This is a genomic window from Enterovibrio nigricans DSM 22720 (genome assembly GCF_900167155.1).
Lineage (GTDB): Bacteria > Pseudomonadota > Gammaproteobacteria > Enterobacterales > Vibrionaceae > Enterovibrio > Enterovibrio nigricans.
The window spans coordinates 15,720-33,678 of sequence record NZ_FUXU01000050.1 but is presented as its reverse complement, the minus strand read 5'-3'; the positions used below and the strand labels follow the sequence as shown (position 1 = coordinate 33,678).

General features: G+C 45.3%; 12 protein-coding genes and 1 pseudogene. 7 read left to right on the top strand and 6 right to left on the bottom strand.

Annotation, left to right across the window (positions count from 1 at the left end):
* The coding region (locus tag B5D35_RS16040; protein ID WP_139367788.1) for an IS3 family transposase at positions 1-296 on the top strand (296 nt) is incomplete at its 5' end.
* A 419-nt stretch (positions 297-715) separates the two neighbouring features.
* Here B5D35_RS16040 and B5D35_RS16035 read toward each other — a convergent pair.
* On the bottom strand, positions 716-1,027 hold the full coding sequence (locus tag B5D35_RS16035; RefSeq protein WP_078753548.1) for a hypothetical protein: 312 nt from the start codon (positions 1,025-1,027) through the stop codon (positions 716-718).
* Between the two features lie 129 nt (positions 1,028-1,156).
* Between B5D35_RS16035 and B5D35_RS16030 the strand changes: the two genes are divergently transcribed.
* Positions 1,157-1,627 carry a DUF5680 domain-containing protein gene (locus tag B5D35_RS16030; protein ID WP_212567547.1) on the top strand — a complete coding sequence of 157 codons (471 nt, stop codon included), beginning with the start codon at positions 1,157-1,159 and terminating at the stop codon, positions 1,625-1,627.
* A 300-nt stretch (positions 1,628-1,927) separates the two neighbouring features.
* On the opposite strand, the gene B5D35_RS16025 is transcribed toward B5D35_RS16030, so the two are convergent.
* Both B5D35_RS16025 and B5D35_RS16020 read right to left on the bottom strand, forming a co-directional pair.
* A complete protein-coding gene (locus tag B5D35_RS16025) occupies positions 1,928-3,016 on the bottom strand; it encodes a helix-turn-helix transcriptional regulator (protein ID WP_078753547.1) in 1,089 nt (362 codons plus the stop codon).
* 165 nt (positions 3,017-3,181) lie between these two features.
* Complete coding sequence (locus B5D35_RS16020) at positions 3,182-5,725, bottom strand: Ig-like domain-containing protein (protein WP_078753546.1); 2,544 nt, start codon at positions 5,723-5,725, stop codon at positions 3,182-3,184.
* A gap of 303 nt (positions 5,726-6,028) precedes the next feature.
* Between B5D35_RS16020 and dctP the strand changes: the two genes are divergently transcribed.
* Complete coding sequence (gene dctP, locus B5D35_RS16010) at positions 6,029-7,063, top strand: TRAP transporter substrate-binding protein DctP (RefSeq protein ID WP_078753544.1); 1,035 nt, start codon at positions 6,029-6,031, stop codon at positions 7,061-7,063.
* A gap of 21 nt (positions 7,064-7,084) precedes the next feature.
* Here dctP and B5D35_RS16005 read toward each other — a convergent pair whose 3' ends face one another.
* The gene (locus B5D35_RS16005) at positions 7,085-9,199 is read right to left on the bottom strand and encodes an EAL domain-containing protein (protein ID WP_078753543.1); all 2,115 of its coding nucleotides are present in this window, start codon (positions 9,197-9,199) and stop codon (positions 7,085-7,087) included.
* 533 nt (positions 9,200-9,732) lie between these two features.
* Between B5D35_RS16005 and B5D35_RS16000 the strand changes: the two genes are divergently transcribed.
* A complete protein-coding gene (locus tag B5D35_RS16000) occupies positions 9,733-10,296 on the top strand; it encodes a hypothetical protein (RefSeq protein WP_244556630.1) in 564 nt (187 codons plus the stop codon).
* On the opposite strand, the gene gloA2 is transcribed toward B5D35_RS16000, so the two are convergent.
* Positions 10,297-10,686 carry an SMU1112c/YaeR family gloxylase I-like metalloprotein gene (gene gloA2, locus B5D35_RS15995; RefSeq protein WP_078753550.1) on the bottom strand — a complete coding sequence of 130 codons (390 nt, stop codon included), beginning with the start codon at positions 10,684-10,686 and terminating at the stop codon, positions 10,297-10,299.
* Between the two features lie 387 nt (positions 10,687-11,073).
* Between gloA2 and dgt the strand changes: the two genes are divergently transcribed.
* Positions 11,074-12,540 carry a dGTPase gene (dgt, locus tag B5D35_RS15990; protein WP_078753542.1) on the top strand — a complete coding sequence of 489 codons (1,467 nt, stop codon included), beginning with the start codon at positions 11,074-11,076 and terminating at the stop codon, positions 12,538-12,540.
* A 22-nt stretch (positions 12,541-12,562) separates the two neighbouring features.
* Here dgt and B5D35_RS15985 read toward each other — a convergent pair whose 3' ends face one another.
* The gene (locus B5D35_RS15985) at positions 12,563-13,180 is read right to left on the bottom strand and encodes a TetR/AcrR family transcriptional regulator (protein ID WP_078753541.1); all 618 of its coding nucleotides are present in this window, start codon (positions 13,178-13,180) and stop codon (positions 12,563-12,565) included.
* Positions 13,181-13,335: 155 nt separating this feature from the next.
* Between B5D35_RS15985 and B5D35_RS15980 the strand changes: the two genes are divergently transcribed.
* Complete coding sequence (locus B5D35_RS15980; RefSeq protein WP_078753540.1) at positions 13,336-14,448, top strand: efflux RND transporter periplasmic adaptor subunit; 1,113 nt, start codon at positions 13,336-13,338, stop codon at positions 14,446-14,448.
* Between the two features lie 6 nt (positions 14,449-14,454).
* Positions 14,455-17,547, top strand: a pseudogene (locus B5D35_RS15975) (efflux RND transporter permease subunit).
* The last annotated feature ends 412 nt before the right edge of the window (positions 17,548-17,959 follow it).

Here is a 17,959-nt window from a genome sequence, read left to right as displayed (position 1 = left end):
AAGGCGTTCAATATACCTCGAGCGACTGGCGCAGTTTCCTAAAAGAACACAATATGGAAATTAGCATGAGTAGAAAGGGAAACTGTCACGACAACGCCGTTGCTGAGAGTTTTTTCTCGCTGCTCAAGAAAGATAGAGTAAAACGAAGAATCTATAAAACCCGTGAGGAAGCACGCTCTGAGATATTTGAATATATCGAGTACTTCTACAATCCAAAACGGAATCATGGTACTAATGGTGGACTGTCACCGAATGAATACGAAAGACAGTATTATCAGAAGCTTGAAAGTGTATAGAGTTCTGGGGTCTTACCACAACGTTCATTATTGGCCTTCCCAACCAAACATCCCTAATATAATTACTATGAAATAGAATGACTATTTCTACAGCAATTTGCCTTGAATTGAATGTACTGATGGGCTCTAAAATCGAGCATCTTCAGGTAGCTTCTGTATACGTACGTAGTAAAGTAAAACAAATCAGACCAAACCAGCCTAGTACGGTGGCGAAACAATGGGATGTCTCATCCTTGATGCTTTGTCGAGTTCGATGTTTATCGCCAGTAACGCCATCTGAAATAGGTATTGTGAGTGTGGTTATGACGAGGAATGTTTTCGAACAGTCATTTATCGCGCGGTATTTTCACTTTATTGAACAGGGACAAAGAACGAATAAACGCCTCCACAAATGTGAAAGCGTTGATCTGGGCTATGCATCAATATGTAATGTTTATTTCCACATCATAAGGCGTTTCTAACTGAATGGTATCCCCAAACTTCACGATGGTTTCCATCGCTAACACCACGCCAGCAAATTGGGTTTCTTGATTTTTCAGCAGGCGTTCCCAGACAGAATCGAGGCGAAGTACTCGGCTGTCGTTAAAGCCTTCTAAGTGCACATTCCTACATGCCTGCCACTCTTTCCCTTTACCCGACTGCTCGAATTCAGTGCCAAGATCTCCAACCGTGCGTTTTGTCATCACTGCAATGTCGAAACCAGCAACTTCTTTTTCTAACCATTCACTCATGTAGGCGCCTCATTTATGAAACATGTCGAAATTATAGACAATAATTTCAAAAAGTTGCGAAGTATGACATACACCACAAATACTGTTTATATATACAGTTAAAATGTGTTTTTTCTTCAGGATGTAAATATGAATAGTTTTACTACCGACATGCTTTACGCTTTCATCGTCAAAGCAAAAGCGAATTCATACGTTGCCAGGGCGCCTAAATGTTTGCCTTCTCGGCTAGGCGCACATGACATTCAATTCCAAGATGGCCCATTCCAATACCTCGACAGCTATTTCGGGGGAACCGATTTCCTAGGACAGGAAACCGTGTATTTTAAAAGTCAGGCTATTTGGGCGATGAATTATTATGGCAAGATTCTGGAACCTTCGATGTTCGACGGAGAAAAAGCAGGTATTGTCGTCTTAGACAGCCTTTCAAAATTGTACGAAACCGGTCACTTCCTCGGCGACTCAGTTAACGAGACGCCACTGGGGACCTATCATGATACCAACTCTGGGACAGTAGACAGCTTTACTGGGTATGAATGGATTAAGTTCGAAGGCAGGAAAATGTACGAATTGCATTATCACGGTGGTTTGATCAAAGCATAAAAAGAGCCTCCCACCTAACCAGAAGTGGGAGGTAGATCCTAGCCACATTTATAATCGTTGTTGTTACGCTGACGACGCTTCTGTGAGCACCGGGGTATTACACCAAACGAGATAGTTGAACGTTCTGTTTTGTTGTTCATCCACTATTCGTTGTTTGTTACCTATACTCTGGCCGTTTATTTGGGCAATGTCCTCCCCCATTTGGGGGATTATGTTGCGAGAGGTGATAAAAAGGCGTATACGAAATTAGAATTGGCGCAATACGTCAAAACGTAACCACAAAATACTTAAGGACAATAACTAGACGCTTTGTTGTAAAAGCATGCTAATCAGTTTAGTTTGAGTGTGTGTCTTTGTTTTCATCATGAGGTTTTTTAAGTGCGTCTTTATGGTTTCTCGCGAACGAAATAATGTATCGGATATTTCTTGGAGCGTATTCCCTTGAACAAGTAATTCTGCCACTCGCGTTTCTGACTTAGTGAAACCATAAGTTTGAGAAACATACTCCATTGCATTGTCTTCAGCGACTTTTATCGTCATCAATACCCGAACGTTAAGACGACTTGGAAAATCATCATCTAACACAAGAGGAGACAAACGGATCTGCATAGCAGGCTCATTCTGACTTGCCACAATGGGAATGATAACTTGAGAAGCACAGACACCAGCGTGAACAATGTCTCTACATGCTTGCGCCAGCTTACTTCTGATGGGGATACTTGATGAACTAATCACGCCATCATTGACACTTAACACATTGTAATCACAGAAAATATCATCAGCCAATCCATTCGAAAACAAGATACATCCGTTTTCATCTATCACACCTACCCCGCAATTGTATGACTCACAAATTGCGTCAAAAATGGCTTTATTTTGTAAGTGTTGGCGGTTCTGATCGTAGATCTCGAAGGCGTTAACAAAATGAGAAATAAGACCACTCAACAAGCGAAATTCCTCCTCATCAAACCCTTGCATTTTCGAACTGCGGTTTACCGCCACAAACGCATATTCGTCGTCTGTAAGGAGAAAGTTGCTTCCCATAATGTGTCCAATATCCGCTGGAATATGATACTCATTGAAAAACCAGCTCCCTTTGAAAGGTGCTTGATTTTGGACTGAATTTAAAACCATCACTTCGGTAGGTGGAATTTCCGCTGCATGCTTATATATTGGGTCGTGAACAAAAGCGTCTTGAAATGATGCCAAAACTGGCGGCAAGTCAGTGATATGCAGCGAGTTAGGCGTGAGGCTTTGGGGATTGAAGCTGCCGAGAATACACCGGTTGGCACCCAGCTCCTTTTCTAGTTTTTCCAGAGCAGGCATCCAATTTCCGCTAGCCGCACTTCCGTAAATAGAAGCGATCAGTTGATGTATGTCTGCTTTCATACCACCCAGCCTCAACGACTATAATCAGCCGAATTGAAATCGAACCTGAAAAAGGTTCAGAGGATTAAGTCTAGAAATATGGATGACAAGACAACTGTCTCAAAGTAAGCAGCAGGAAAGAAAAAACGGGAGCGAAAGCTCCCGTTTCAATGCGATGTTCAGGCGTTATTGACCTGCATTCATCGCTTTTAATTTGTCACCCACAGGGCCTGAGAAGTTGAAACCATCATGCTGATCCCAATTGATAGACCACGTCATAACACCCCCGTAGTTCGGATAGTTAAACGCGGGTACGACTGAACCACAGCGGGTACCTTTCGTTAAACAATCCAAGGCATCAAGGATGTTCTGGGTTGGTGCTTGACCGGAATTAGCAGAGCTAGGCCCAGACGGCAAGCCGATAGTCACCTGATCATCACGAAGTGGTGCAAACATCTGCCCGTTTGCCAGCTCAAAGCCCTCAATCAACATCTTAGATTGCGCAACCATCATATCAACAGACCCTTCAGGGGCAGAACCTGGAAGGTAAGGGTTAGGCAAACCACCATTGTTGTACAATTGCACGTGCAGTAAATCCAGTGTGTCACGCAATTCGTCAATCAATGGAATGTAGGCCCCCCAAATGCCACTGTAAGCAATCATACCGCCGTGAACATATGGATGCTCAGGTGCCATGGTCAAATACATGTCTCCACCCATGTTCATTTCGATTTGTTTCAGCGCCCTTGGCAAACGCGCCTGAATTTGCGAGCCATGGAGAAGGTTGGAGCCACTTTCCAAGTCGATGTCTAAACCATCAAAACCCCACTCTTTCACGATATCGGTTAAGCTTGCGACAAAGTTCGCTTCATCAGTATCAGTGTTAAGTGTGATGGTACCTTCCGCGCCTCCGAGAGAGAGAACAAACACTTTCCCTTTCGCTTGCAACGCCGCCATATCTTGCTTAAAGCGTTGTGGATCGAGCGGTGCACAGTCACTGTGAATATCGCCTGCATACAGGTTGAAGTGAACCGTGCCATCACTACCACGGTCGTTTTCTGCAAATGCGATATCGATGATATCCCAGGCATTTGACATTTCGCTGAGATTCATCGGGCAACCCGCACCATTAACGAAGTTATGCCAGTATCCAACAAGCTTGTGCTTAACCGCAGACTGCTCAAAGACTTTGACAGTTGCACCATCTGTTGTTGCTGTTAGGCCCGAATCATCGGTTGCGATCGCAGACACCACATAACTGCCAATTGCTCCCGGCGTCCAACTTACACTGTACGGCGACGTTGTATCCGTCGCGACGACAACGCCATCAACGGCGAAATCAACTTTTGCAATCGCACCTGTGAAGGAATCTGCATCCGCTTCTAACTGGATTGCTTTGCCAAGTCCCACACTTGAACCAGACGCAGGCGACGTGAGTGTAGCCACCACTGGCTGGTCGCTGATACTGACCAACACAGCATCTGATCCTGTGTTGCCTTCATTGTCAATTGCAACCGCACGAAGGTTAGTATTCCCCACGCCGCTGGCCAGCCAGTTTATGGCATAAGGTGCACTCGAATCAGTTCCTAAGCTTTGCTCATCTGCGAAGAACTCAACGCCAGTGACAGAACCATCAGCATCCGTTGCGTCAACAGCCAATGAAACCGTGCTACCCGAAAGTAGCGTTGCATTGTTGGTAGGAGTGGTAAAGGTTACTGTTGGCACAATCGCGCAAATACCTAATTCCGTCCATGCATCTTGCCAATGCGCACCATTGTTCGGCTCGTACGCCCATGCTGCATCCGAGGAACACCACCCTGCAACATCACATTGGTATTTGTAATTTCCGTTCTGAACAATATCACCAGCGGCATAGCGGGTTCCTGCTTGATAAACCGGCACACCCGCGCAACCTCCGCCCACGGATTCGCCTGCGACATTGACTGATACCTCACCTGTCCAGCCAGATAGTCCATCTTGATCAATGGCCTTTGCTTTGAACGTTCTCAGCCCTTTCATTGCGGTCCATACAACGTCATACGGTGCTGTGTCATCATGACCGACAATCGCGTTATCTACGTAAAACTCAACACGTGAAACCACACCATCAGCGTCCGTTGCCGAGGCTTGAATCAACACATCTTCGCCCGCTTTTATTTGCGATTGTGCGGTTGGATTTAGCAGTGTCGCTTCTGGCGGAGAGGCTACATCGGTAGGAACAACGCTAACATTAACCGTGGACGTTGCCGTTGCGCCTTCGTTATCCGTAACAACCGCAGAGATAACGTAATCTCCAGTCGTCGCCATCCAATTTAGAGTGAACGGTGCTTTCGTCACAACGCCAAGGCTAATACCATTGGCAAGGAATTCCACATCACTCACTGAACCGTCAACATCTGCTGCATCTGCTGCAAGTTCAATAAGGTTCCCGTCGGTTAATTGCGCATTATTTAAAGGAGAGGTGACGTTAACAGTGGGTGGTTGATTTCCGGTAATAGAACATTGTCCTAATGCCTGCCATTCTTGCCATTGACCCGAATGGTCAGCAGGATTATTACCCGATGTCCACCAGTTGGCTTTGTAGGCTTCTCCGAGATAAGCAACCTCTTCTCCGCTTGTGTAAACCCCAGATTGCTCCCAGGTTGGCAATGATGTGCAATCCACTGCCCAAGACGGAAATGCCGCCGCGATACTCAACGTAACCGCTGAAAGTATGATGGGTTTGTGCATGTTGAATTTCCTTATTCGAGAAATAGATAGGTGGGATTTCACTTTATTTTTATTATGAAATATCCCAACCTCATCATGGAAAATTCTGTTAAAACACTCCATTGGATTGACAACATTTTTTGTCAATTTGCAAGCCTGACTCATAACCACAACGCAACATTACTTACTTTCAAAATCAAAACTCTGACAACATCACTCTTTTCGGTTCAGCTACGCTTTACCTCGTTGGCCTGACCCAAGAAACAAATTCTCAGGCCGAACGCTACTGATACAACAAATCGACGCAAAAAAGGACTGCGCAATATGTCGAGCACTCGCCGCAATACTTTCACTGTTTTTGGCATTTTACTTGTCGTGCTATGGGCCAACCGACTGATAGCCAATGAGGAAGAAACTAAAATTTGGCGGTTTGGATTGGAAGAAATCGAGGGTTCTGTGCAAGACGTCTACGCTCAGGAGTTCAAAAGAACGATAGAAACCAAGTCTAACGGTGCGATAACCATTGATATTTACTCTTATGGCACCCTAGGTGAATCAGAAGATCTTACTGCACTCACCGCAAACGGCACGTTGCAGATGACCAATGCCTCTACCGGCATTCTGGGAGATTTAATTCCAGAAATTCAGGTTTTCACCATACCGTATTTGTTTTCAATGGATGACCGCATTAATCAACGTGTGCTTCATGACACCAAAGTCATTTATGAAATCATTGGAGACGCACTGATAGACAACAACCTTCGGTTGATGACCTTGTATTTAGAAGGTGAAATGGTGTGGTCTACGAATAAATTGATCCGTCATCCTCGTGATTTTAGGGGGTTTAAAATGCGCGTAATGAACGCGCCCCTTATAAGGCAGACCTACACGCTTTTCGGGGCAGAACCGGTACCACTTCCCTATTCGCAAATTTACGGTGCATTACAATCCTCCATCATTGACGGTCAGGTAAACCCTCTATTTGCCATTGAAGAAATGAAATTTTATGAAGTTACGGACTATCTGATTTGGGCAGGACAGCAAAGGTTTACCACCTCTGTGCTCGCCAACCAAGCATGGTATCTTTCGCTAACCAAACACGAAAAGGAGATATTGAGAGACACATTTAGTGAGATGTCTGAATTTATTTACCAGCACCAAACGACATTGAATGCGGCGCAACTGAAGAAAATCAAATACTACAAGCCAGACATGATCTTGGTACACCTGACCCAGCGTGAGCGAAGTAGATTTAAAAAACTGGCAGCCCCAGTAAGACGTACCTACATAGAAGAAAGCGGAGAGAACGGGAAGCGTCTGCTAATGTCGTTAGAAAAAGCCTTCTCGGCGCAAAAGTAAAGAGGGGTCATCCCCTCACTGTCAAATCCGCTCCAGTGAACCTTTCGTTGGTTTTAACGAAAGTGCGCTTTTTTGCAACGCATACGTTTTAAAATCTTTCGCCGAAATGGATTTACTGAAGTACCAACCTTGAACAACAGCATCCGTTTCACGGATTACGATATTAAATTGTTCCGCGGTCTCTACGCCTTCAACGATGATATTCATACCCAACTGCTTCGCAATACCCACCAAGCTATAGAACACTTGTTTACCACGCTCAGTTGATAGCGCCAGTACAAAACTTCTGTCGATTTTAATCGCATCAATGTCGAAGCGGTTTAAATAACTCAACGAACTGTATCCCGTACCAAAGTCATCAATATGAACAGGTGAACCCGCTTCGTGCAGGCGAGTTATGGACGAATCAACAAGTGATTCCTTTTCAAGTAACGACTCTTCCGTGATTTCAAAATGGATAAGGCCCGGTATTTCTGACACCAGCGCAATCACCTCTTCCATCACCGTCATGTCCGTCAGTGTGTGGCTGGTAATATTTACGCTGATTGGCATGTAGAAACCTTGCTCAATCCATTTTTTACTTTGCTCAACTGACTGGCGGATCACCCATATGTCAATGTCAGTCATCAAATGTGCTTTTTCAAAAACAGGCAAAAAACTCGCGGGGGATTCCACGTTACCATAGCTGTCTCGTAACCGGATTAAGGCTTCCGCCCCCACGACTTGACGCGTTTTTCCAGAAACCTGAGGCTGATATTCTAAGTAAAACTCCCGTGTTGCAAGCGCCTCTAACTGCTTTTGAACACCTTCTATCTCTCGTATTTTCTTGAGAGATTCCGTCACGGGATCCACAGCAAGAATATATGCCTCTTCTTCTCGGCGGGTGAAGGTCGTGTCAAGAGAAGGGATATAAAGATCACGCGTCTTCACATGCTTGTCCAGCAATCGAACGAATGGCCAATAAATAAGCGTGCTTAACACCACTAACACGAGCTGTAAAACAACCGCTCTGCTGTCACCCCCAGTGGATATAAAGGCATTCAATATCAGTGGACTTGTTATCGGTGCCATCACGACGGATATAGCGACAAGGCCCAGCTTCATCACCGTCACGCTGATGAACATGTTAGTAAGAGGTGCAATAACAAAGGGCAAAAGAAGTCGAAGATTAAAAATGACGGGCAAGCCGAACATCAGAATTTCATTGATGTTAAACAGGCCTAAGGGAACGCTTGTGATTGCTATCACCCGCATCACTTTATCTTTTGAAAACAATATGAGTGCTAGCGACAACCCCAATGTTGCACCCGAACCACCGACGAACATGAATGACGACAAGGTCGAAATATTCATGATATTGCTGGGGGTTCCACCCGCGTTGTAAATCTGCCGATTGATATCAAGCACATCTATCAGTGGCTGCACTATCGGTGTCAGTGCGTAATATCCGTGGATACCTAAAAACCAAAGAAAAGAGTTGAGAATCGAAAATATCGCACCGACTGTATAAGGTTCATTGGCCGGGTTAAAACCTTGCAGTATCGCCGCTGAATCAAACCAAGTGTCACTAATGGCGAGGAACTTGGTGATTATCATCACGACCAAGGTGACAATCACACCAGGAACGATAAGATTCATCGAATCCTTCACCAGCTTGCCTGATACCTCACTTTCAACCAATCTCGCCCATTTTTGCTTTTTAAGTTTTGACAGCAGAGGGACAGCATAAAGAGGGAGCGTCAGTCCTATAAAAGTCAGCATGATGGAAGACAAATGGCTTTCATAGCCAAGGACTTTTTCAGCTACCGCGACGTAAGAGATACAAAGAACAGCAATTGGAGGCCGAGGTAATCGCCACTGAATGGCGAGCATCATGCTGATGTTGGCTGAAAACAAGTAAGGATATAACGACGTTAGAGACAGCCTTAGTAAATTCAATTCATGAATAAAAACGGGCGCATCGACCTCTAAGAACTCAAGCATGCTCGCGGCAAAGCCTAGAATACTCGACACAACAAGGCATGGCACGAGCCATAGCATTCCATCACGCATTGCGCGTAAAGAACGTGTCACTGCTTCAAGCTTATAAGGATTAAACAGTGAAAATGGCGCGCTACTCAATTTTTTGGTTATCATGAAACATCGCTATTAAAAGCTGCAATAATTCAACAGCTCTACATCTAAATTAAAACGAGGTGTAACTCGAATTATTTTGAGTATATGAATTTAAGTGCCCTATTGTAGTGCTTGCCTTTATCAAAGCAATATGTACCTATCAATATTTATTGTGACCAATGCCACTATCATTCAGTGCGTAAATGTAACTTTCCTTTGCATCACTCCAGAGAGTGAATGGCTTTGATCGGAGCTTCAACTCGAAACCTCGTGGAGAAACTGACAGGAAGATTTTTCAATGAATAGATGAAATTGAGATCTTGAGTCAAAAAGCGCGAGTTTACAGATTGTTAAATAATGAACGAGAAATGACCAAAAGTTAAGTTTAAAGGGTTTTTGAGGCTACATCTCTTATACTTACCATTTTCACTTCTTCTTTCTTTTAAAATTATCAATGACTCAATTACGCTATATAATTACCGTTCTTCGCTATATTAGAGACTCATACTTTCGTTATCGAGAGAAAATATTGCGACACGAGAGGAATTAGCCTAATGCTTTCTAAATACATGCTATTTTTGCTTTTCTTTAACCTGTACATGCCTACAACTGTTGAGGCCTTTAACAAATCTAAGCCGCACTTTGTCGATTCCATCAAACTACATGGCTATATCGATACTTACGGAAACTTGCGCTTAAAAAACACACATTTTGAGAGCTTGCCAGACGATTTAGTCATAGACGGATTTTTAGACATCGCGGCGAGCAATATCATTCGCCTTCCTGAGACCCTCATCGTTAAGGGATACCTGGATGCATCCCACAGTAAGCTGAAGCGTATTCCCAAGATCGAGGTTGGCGGTTATATGAATTTTACTGGCTCTACGCTTTCGGCATTACCCGCAGGGTTAACCGTTAATGGCGATCTGAGCTTGGTGGACACGCCTATGGCTAACCTGCCCCGTAGGTTGAACGTAAAAGGAAACCTTTACCTGTCCAACACTAAAATCAATACGCTACCGCCGGATTTGCGGGTATCAGGAGATGTATACCTGCGAGGAAGTCAGGTTAAAGACATCCCCAAAAACCTCGCGGTGAAAGGGAATATCTATCGCTGATCACGCCTCATATAGCTCTAACGGCAATCCATCAGGGTCATTAAAGAATGTGAATTTTCGGTTTGTAAGCGTATCAATGCGCACAGGCTCTGTTGGAACACCATGACTGCCTAACGCCGCAATGGCACCTTCAATGTCAGTAACACTAAAAGCCAGATGCCTTAGCCCTCTGGCCTCTGGATAAGAGGCCCTTTTCGGGCTATTCGGAAATGAAAAGATCTCAAGCTGACTCCCGTCCGGCAATTGAAGATCAAGCTTCCAAGAGTCACGCTCGCTTCGATAGGTCTCGTTTGTGACCGGAAGTTGCAATATCTTGGTATAAAACTGCTTCGACACGTGATAATCACTCACAATGATCGCAACGTGGTGAATCCCATCTAAAAATGACATCACTGCCCCTTCCCATAGATCGTAAATATCGCCAAACTTATCGGTAAAGTTTACCACACCAAGTCAACACGCTGACATACTCCCCACTAACGAATTGATTTATAAGGCGTGTGATTTTGGTACATAAGTTGCTACTAGTAGGATTAGGTTCTTAGTAAATGGACGTTCTTTATGTATGTATCAAAGCGAGCACAGCGCAGTTTATTGGGTATGGCCGTATTTAGTGTCGGTGCCGCATCAGGTATCGCGTTGTCAGTATTGCTGTTGAGTTAGCCAAGCTCAACCTCTATGTCTTTATCCTCAAAACCCGCGAGCATAGAAAGTATACAATCGGTGTTAACAGTTATAAGGTAATGAAATCGTGTTATTTGTCATCGAGTAAACTCAATGTCCAAAATCGACTTCGGTACCAAAATAAGTGCTGCGCGTCCTTACAGTAAGCACACCTCGCGCGACAACATTCAAAGAGCATTTGAAAGTGACCGAGGGCGGATTATCAACTCTGCACCCATTCGACGGCTTCAGCAAAAAACGCAGGTATTCCCTCTTGAACGAAATTCCGCTGTTCGAAGCCGCCTCACACATTCCATGGAAGTTCAGCAAGTCGGTCGATTTATCGTGCATTCAATTTATGAAAAACTGGCACGATCACCTTCATATTGTGGCCTTGATGGGCTTGAACGTTCGGTAGAGTCACTCGTTGAAATCGCGTGTTTGATGCACGATATGGGCAACCCGCCTTTTGGGCATTGTGGAGAAGACGCGATTAACCGTTGGTTCGCTTCTCACCTCGATACACTGAGCCCAATGCAAACGCTGACAAAATACGGTGTAAATGCGGAAACTGCAGCCGTTAGACAAGAGCTTTGCCACTTTGATGGCAACGCGCAAGCTATTCGCTTAATTCACTCTTTGCACCGTTTCAATCTCACCTATAGCCAAGCTGCATCCGTGTTGAAATACACGCGTCCGGGTACAGAGTCCAAAGAAGACACCCCGTCTAATAAAAGCTATTTGACCAAAAAGGTCGGCTACTACCTCACGGAAAAATCCTATATTTCCGAGTTGATGAATGAAATGGGGATGGAAAAATATTGTCGCCATCCGCTCAGCTACATCATGGAAGCGGCCGATGACATTTCATACTGTCTAGCAGACATTGAAGATGCCGTCGAAAAGCGCATTCTGTCGCTGGAGAAACTGACAGAATTACTCACAGAAACCTTCCGCGTGATTGAGCCCAAAAACCGCCCGATTTATCGAACGAAAACATTCGAACAATCACTGAATGAGGTCTATCAACAATCACAAACCGACGAAATCAGTAAGCCACATCGCTTCTTTATTAAACTGCGCGTGGCGATGGTTCACCCTCTGGTCAGTCATGCCGCTAAGCAATTTACTGACAATTTGGACGCGGTATTTTGTGGTGAATTTAATCGAGCTCTGCTCGAAGACAGCAGCCAATACCACGCAATAGCCAAAACCTTTAAACAAGTGGCTATCGAGCATGTCTTCAACGATGCCGAAGTCGAAACACTGGAATTACAAGGCTATAAGATCATTGGTGGTTTGTTAGACGAATACCGTCCATTACTTGAACTGGCCAAAGACGATTTCGCCAATATCGTTAACGGCGAAGGGAGGTACTACCCCGTTGAACGGCGTCTTTTCAATAAGTTATCACAAAAACACGTCGCTGCTTATCGACTCGAGTTGAAACAATCATCGCAAGTCGAAGATCCAGACTTATGGGAGTTCTATCTCCGCTGTCGTCTACTACAAGACTACATCAGCGGTATGACAGATCAGTTTGCATTTGACGAATACAAAAGCCTGATGGTGACGGAATAGCACGCCGCAATTTATTAGTAAGCTAATACTTGAATCCATGGCCTCTTAAAAAGAGGTCAACGCAGCTGTCCGTATAAGTACGTCGTGTGTTTTCATCTTCGTTTGCATCAAACCCGAAAAAGGCCCAATACACTGAGCGGCCATGTAACATAAGAAGAAGCTGCATAGCAGATTGTCGAGTGTCGTGACACAACGGCAGATCGCCACGCTCCACCAGTAAATTAAGATAGCCACTGAGCAAGTGAACGTTGCGTGTCGGCCCTTGCTCAAGGTAAATCGCCGCTATTTCTGGGTGCGAGTCGGATTGACGGACAATGTTCTGAAACATATTGACGGCTTCTTCGCCCAGAATCAGGTTATGAAATTGCCAACCATACTCCTTCAAAACAACATCCGCAGGCCGGCTGTTTTTTTCCAGATCCCAATCTATACCTGCATTCTTACATTTCTCAATGATACAGGTTTCAAACAATTGATCTTTATTGCTGAAGTGAGCATAAACCGTTTGCTTGGAAACGTTTGCATAGTCAGCGATAGCTTCCATTGATATGCCGTAACCCTGCTTTGTAAACAGGGCTGACGCTGCTTCCAATATCTGCTGCCTTTTTTGTTCCTTTCGTTGTAGAAGGTTCGTAGCCATTTAGATCCCTAATGAAAGCCGCGCAAAAAACAAACGAAAATACGCGCAAAAAATAAACTAATCAAACTGGACAGTCTAGTCTAGGTGATTTACTTTTAATCAATATGGACTGGACAGTCTAGTCAAAAAGATAAACGGACGACGAGAATTTCGCAATGCGCAAACGGATTATCCACCTAGTGTTCGTCACTTCACTCACGGTGCTGACAGCATGCAATACGCAATCAGAACCCAAAGACGAAGCAATGCGAGAAACGTTACTCAAAGAGTCTGTGACATTACCAACAGTGTCTGTGACAACGGTGAATCTGTTATCAAGTTATCGCATTCCAAAAGAGTTTGTTGGCACGATACAGGCGAGTCAACGCGCCAATTTAGGATTTGAACTCAGTGGGAAAATTAATACACTTTTCGTCGATGTCGGTGATTCAATTAAAAAAAACGCCCCCCTCGCACAATTAGACACACAACTTCTTGATACCGAATTACGCCAATTATCCGCTCAGCGAGAGCAACTTGACGCCCAACTTGCGTTAATGAAAAGTAACCTCCACCGTCAACGCCAATTAAAGAAAAAAGGCTTTAGTGCGGACGCTGAAATTGATTCACTCACCAGTCAGCGTGACGCCCTTCTCGCACAAGTCAGGGAGCTTAATGCATCCATTGCCTCCAACACGTTACGCAAAGAGAAATCGACCATTTACGCCCCCTATGATGGAACGATTAGTGAACGTTTTGTGTCACAAGGGGATGTCGTCAATATGGGCTCTCCCACCTTCACCCTGTTATCTCAACATCAAAATGAAGCACTAATCGGCGTCCCACTGAAATACCTTGCTTCAATATCCGAGAAAACCATGTCAACAATTCGCATTGGCGAACAGGTGTTTTCATCTCAACGGATTAACCCAGGGGCCACGATTGATGCTCGCTCTCGCACTGTCCAACTCAGGTATTCAATACCCGATACCGTGTCGATCATCAGCGGACAACTGGCTTACCTCCAAGATGAAATTGAATTTCAGTCCGAAGGCTTTTGGGTTCCGCTTACCAGCCTCACTGATGGTTTGCGAGGAACTTGGAATCTCTATGAAGCCCGTGAAGATGAGAGCGGTAATGTTCAAATATTTCGGAGATCAGTGCAGGTTATCCATGCAGAAGAGGAAAACGCGTTTGTCTCTGGCCCTATAGCGCAGGGGGATAAAATTGTGACTGATGGCGTTCATCGCATCGTGTCTGGACAGCAGGTCACCATCGCTGAGGAGTAAGTCGACATGGAAAAGCTTCTCAAAAATACGCGATTGCTGGTTCTGTTTACAATCCTAATTCTCGTTTCCGGTTTTTCAGCGCTGTCTACACTACCGAGAGCCGAAGACCCTGCATTGATAAACCGATGGGCAAGTATCACCACGGTGTACCTTGGCGCGAGCGCTGAACGTGTAGAAGCACTCGTTACAGAGCCAATAGAGAATGCACTGAGATCACTGGATGAAATCAACCTTATCGAGTCCGAGTCTAAACCGGGCATTTCCATCATTACTGTTGAACTTAATGATAGCCTCACTGAAACCGAACCCGTCTGGTCAAAAATTCGAGACAAACTTAGCGACGCAGTCCCATCATTACCCGACGATGCATTAGAACCCAATTTCGATAACGATCATTCCAATGCATTTACTTATATCACTGCGCTTCAATGGCAAGGTGATGGCAAGGTCGATGAATTAATCCTCGGACGCTATGCGAAGGAACTTGCGAAGCGGTAGAGAAATCTCTCTGGCACGGAGTTCGTTGATACTCACGGTGTTCCCTCAGAAGAAATCCTTGTCACACTAGATATTGCCGATGCCAGCGTTTTAGGGCAAACCGCCCTCTCTTTATCTCACGCTATTGCTGGCGCAGATGCAAAGGCTGCGGCTGGTGAACTTCATAACAATCACAATCATTTTCAACTGGAAGTCGCCGGTGCATTGGATTCGATTACACGAGTCAAACAAGTGCCTGTTGTCATCGACCAAAATGGCTTTGTGGTGCGGCTAGAAGATATTGCAACCATAGAGCGAACGAAAGCGTCGCCGTCGGAACAAATTGCCATCATTGATGGCGAACCCGCCGTTTTAATTTCGGCAAGAATGCAAAGCAATATTCGCGTCGACCAGTGGACATCCTCCGCTGATCAGATGCTGGATGTTTTCCGCAGTGAGCTGCCCGATAACATCGTCCTCAAACCGATATTCAAACAGAGTCGCTATACAGAAACCCGACTCTCCGATTTGGTCGATAGTTTGCTATTGGGTTTCGCGCTCGTCTTGATTGTCCTTTTCATTACCCTCGGTTTTCGCTCTGCTATTTTGGTGGCCTTATCGCTACCCATCGCATCTGCATTTACACTGGCCATGATGAGCTTTACGGGTTTACCTATAAACCAAATGTCCGTCACCGGGCTTATCGTTTCTTTGGGGATCATGGTCGACAACGCCATTGTGATGGTTGATACCATTCAGCATTACCGCCAACAAAACGTGAAGCGTTTAGACGCAGCGATGCGTGCAATACGCCACCTTTGGCTTCCCTTATTGGGTTCAACACTGACCACCATTTTGGCATTCGCACCGATATTTCTCATGCCTGGCCCCGCGGGGGAGTTTGTCGGGGCCATCGCCATAACTGTGAGTTTTTCTTTGGTCGGTTCTTACATCGTTTCGCAATTGCTGGTCGCGGGCTTTGCGGCAAGATGGTTACCTTCGGGAGAAACAAGCACACGCTGGTATCACGCGGGTATAAACATTCCCGCAGTCACTCGTCTATTCAAGCGTTCAGTTCTGCTTGCCGTACGCTTCCCTTGGCTTGCAATTCCTCTGGTTTTCACTGTGCCATTCGCTGGCTTTTGGGCTGCGGGTCAATTAACTGAACAGTTCTTTCCGCCGTCAGACAGAGACATGTTTGAAGTTCAGATTTTCCTGGCTCCTCAAGCAAGCATGTCCGCCACACTAGAAACAACACGTGAAATAGACAAGGTATTGGCTCAGGAGGAAAACATCGAGAAAGTAGGTTGGGTAGTCGGCACTAATTTTCCCTCTTTTTACTACAACCTTAAAGCAAGACAGCACGGCGCCCCTAATTTCGCGCAAGCGATGATTACCGTGAAAGATTTTCGTGCAGCGAATCGAATGATTCCAGACCTTCAGGTGACACTGTCACAGACATTCCCCCACGCACAAATAATTGTACGTAAGCTAGAGCAAGGCCCGCCATTCAACGCCCCCATCGAAGTGCGTATCTATGGCCCGAATTTAGACACGTTAAGGGATGTCAGTGAACGTGTAAGGCGCTTGATGGCACAAACGCCTGATGTGACTAATACGCGAGAAACGTTACAACCCGGCACCCCAAAAATCTCCGTGAATGTCGACGAAGAAGCGAGCCAACTGACAGGCATGAACCTTTCTGATATTGCGCGTCTACTGAATGCATCCATGACGGGGTTGGTTCAAGGTAGTGTGATTGAAGGGACAGAGTCTATTCCCGTTCGGGTACGGGTCGCGGATGAATCAAGAACAACGATGACTCAACTTAGCCAATTACGTTTTCCTGCATCTGGAAGCAGTGCGCTATATGATCTGCCTCTTTCAGCATTGGCCGATTTGACGGTAGAACCAAGTCGTGGCGCCATCCCACACAGAAACGGAGAGCGACTCAATGTCATCGAGGGCTACATACGGGCTGGTGTATTACCTCAGACAGCACTCAACGCCTTTACCGAGATCCTCGAAAACGCGAAGCTACAATTGCCTGCAGGCTATCGACTTGAATTTGGTGGAGAGTCTGCTGAGCGGGACGACTCTGTGAACCAGCTTATGGCAAACCTAACAATTGTCATTATTTTACTTGTTGCCGTCGTCGTCATCTCGTTCAATTCATTCAGGCTGAGCGCCATTATTTTCCTTGCAGGTGCGCAAGCAGCAGGATTTGGGCTCTTATCAGTCTGGCTATTTGGCTACCCGTTTGGGTTTACCGTGATCATCGGCTTACTCGGTTTGGTTGGTCTGGCTATCAATGCATCCATCGTCATTCTCGCTGAACTAAAATCAAGCCCTGAGGCTAAGGCAGGAAATACGGAGGCTATCGTCGCCGCTGTCAGCAGTTGTGGCCGCCACATCACCTCAACAACCATCACGACAATAGGTGGGTTTCTGCCTCTGATCCTCGCTAGCGGTGGGTTTTGGCCTCCTTTTGCAATCGCAATTGCTGGCGGGACATTACTAACAACCATACTCTCGTTCTATTTCGTTCCTGCAGCGTTCAAACTAGGCGGTATATTACGGCCATACGATAAGCCCTGCGCCCTAGAAAACAGTGCGCTATAAACACAAGACATAAAAAAACCGCCCCCGATGTGGTGGCGGTTTTTCTTCTACCCAAGCTGGCAATCCAGCGAAGATAAACCAACTAAAACGCGGTCAATACAGGACTCGCCATTAAGCCCATGAGCAGCAAGATTGGAAAAAGCAATTTGAGGTAAAACGGAATCCGCATTCTCATTATCCTTATTTTGGTTTCGCTCGTTCGGCCTATTACTGACCTTGTTTGTTGAACAAGCGCATATTCATCCTAATGCAACTAAGCGAGATAATTATAGACACGAAATTTCGAACTTACATACAGAATTGCATACTATTTTAGACATTTTTTTTGATCTTCTGCACACGCTGTTGAAATCACTCCATTTTACTTTCACTCTATTGAGAGGGTAATCAGTACGCTGTCTACATTAAATCC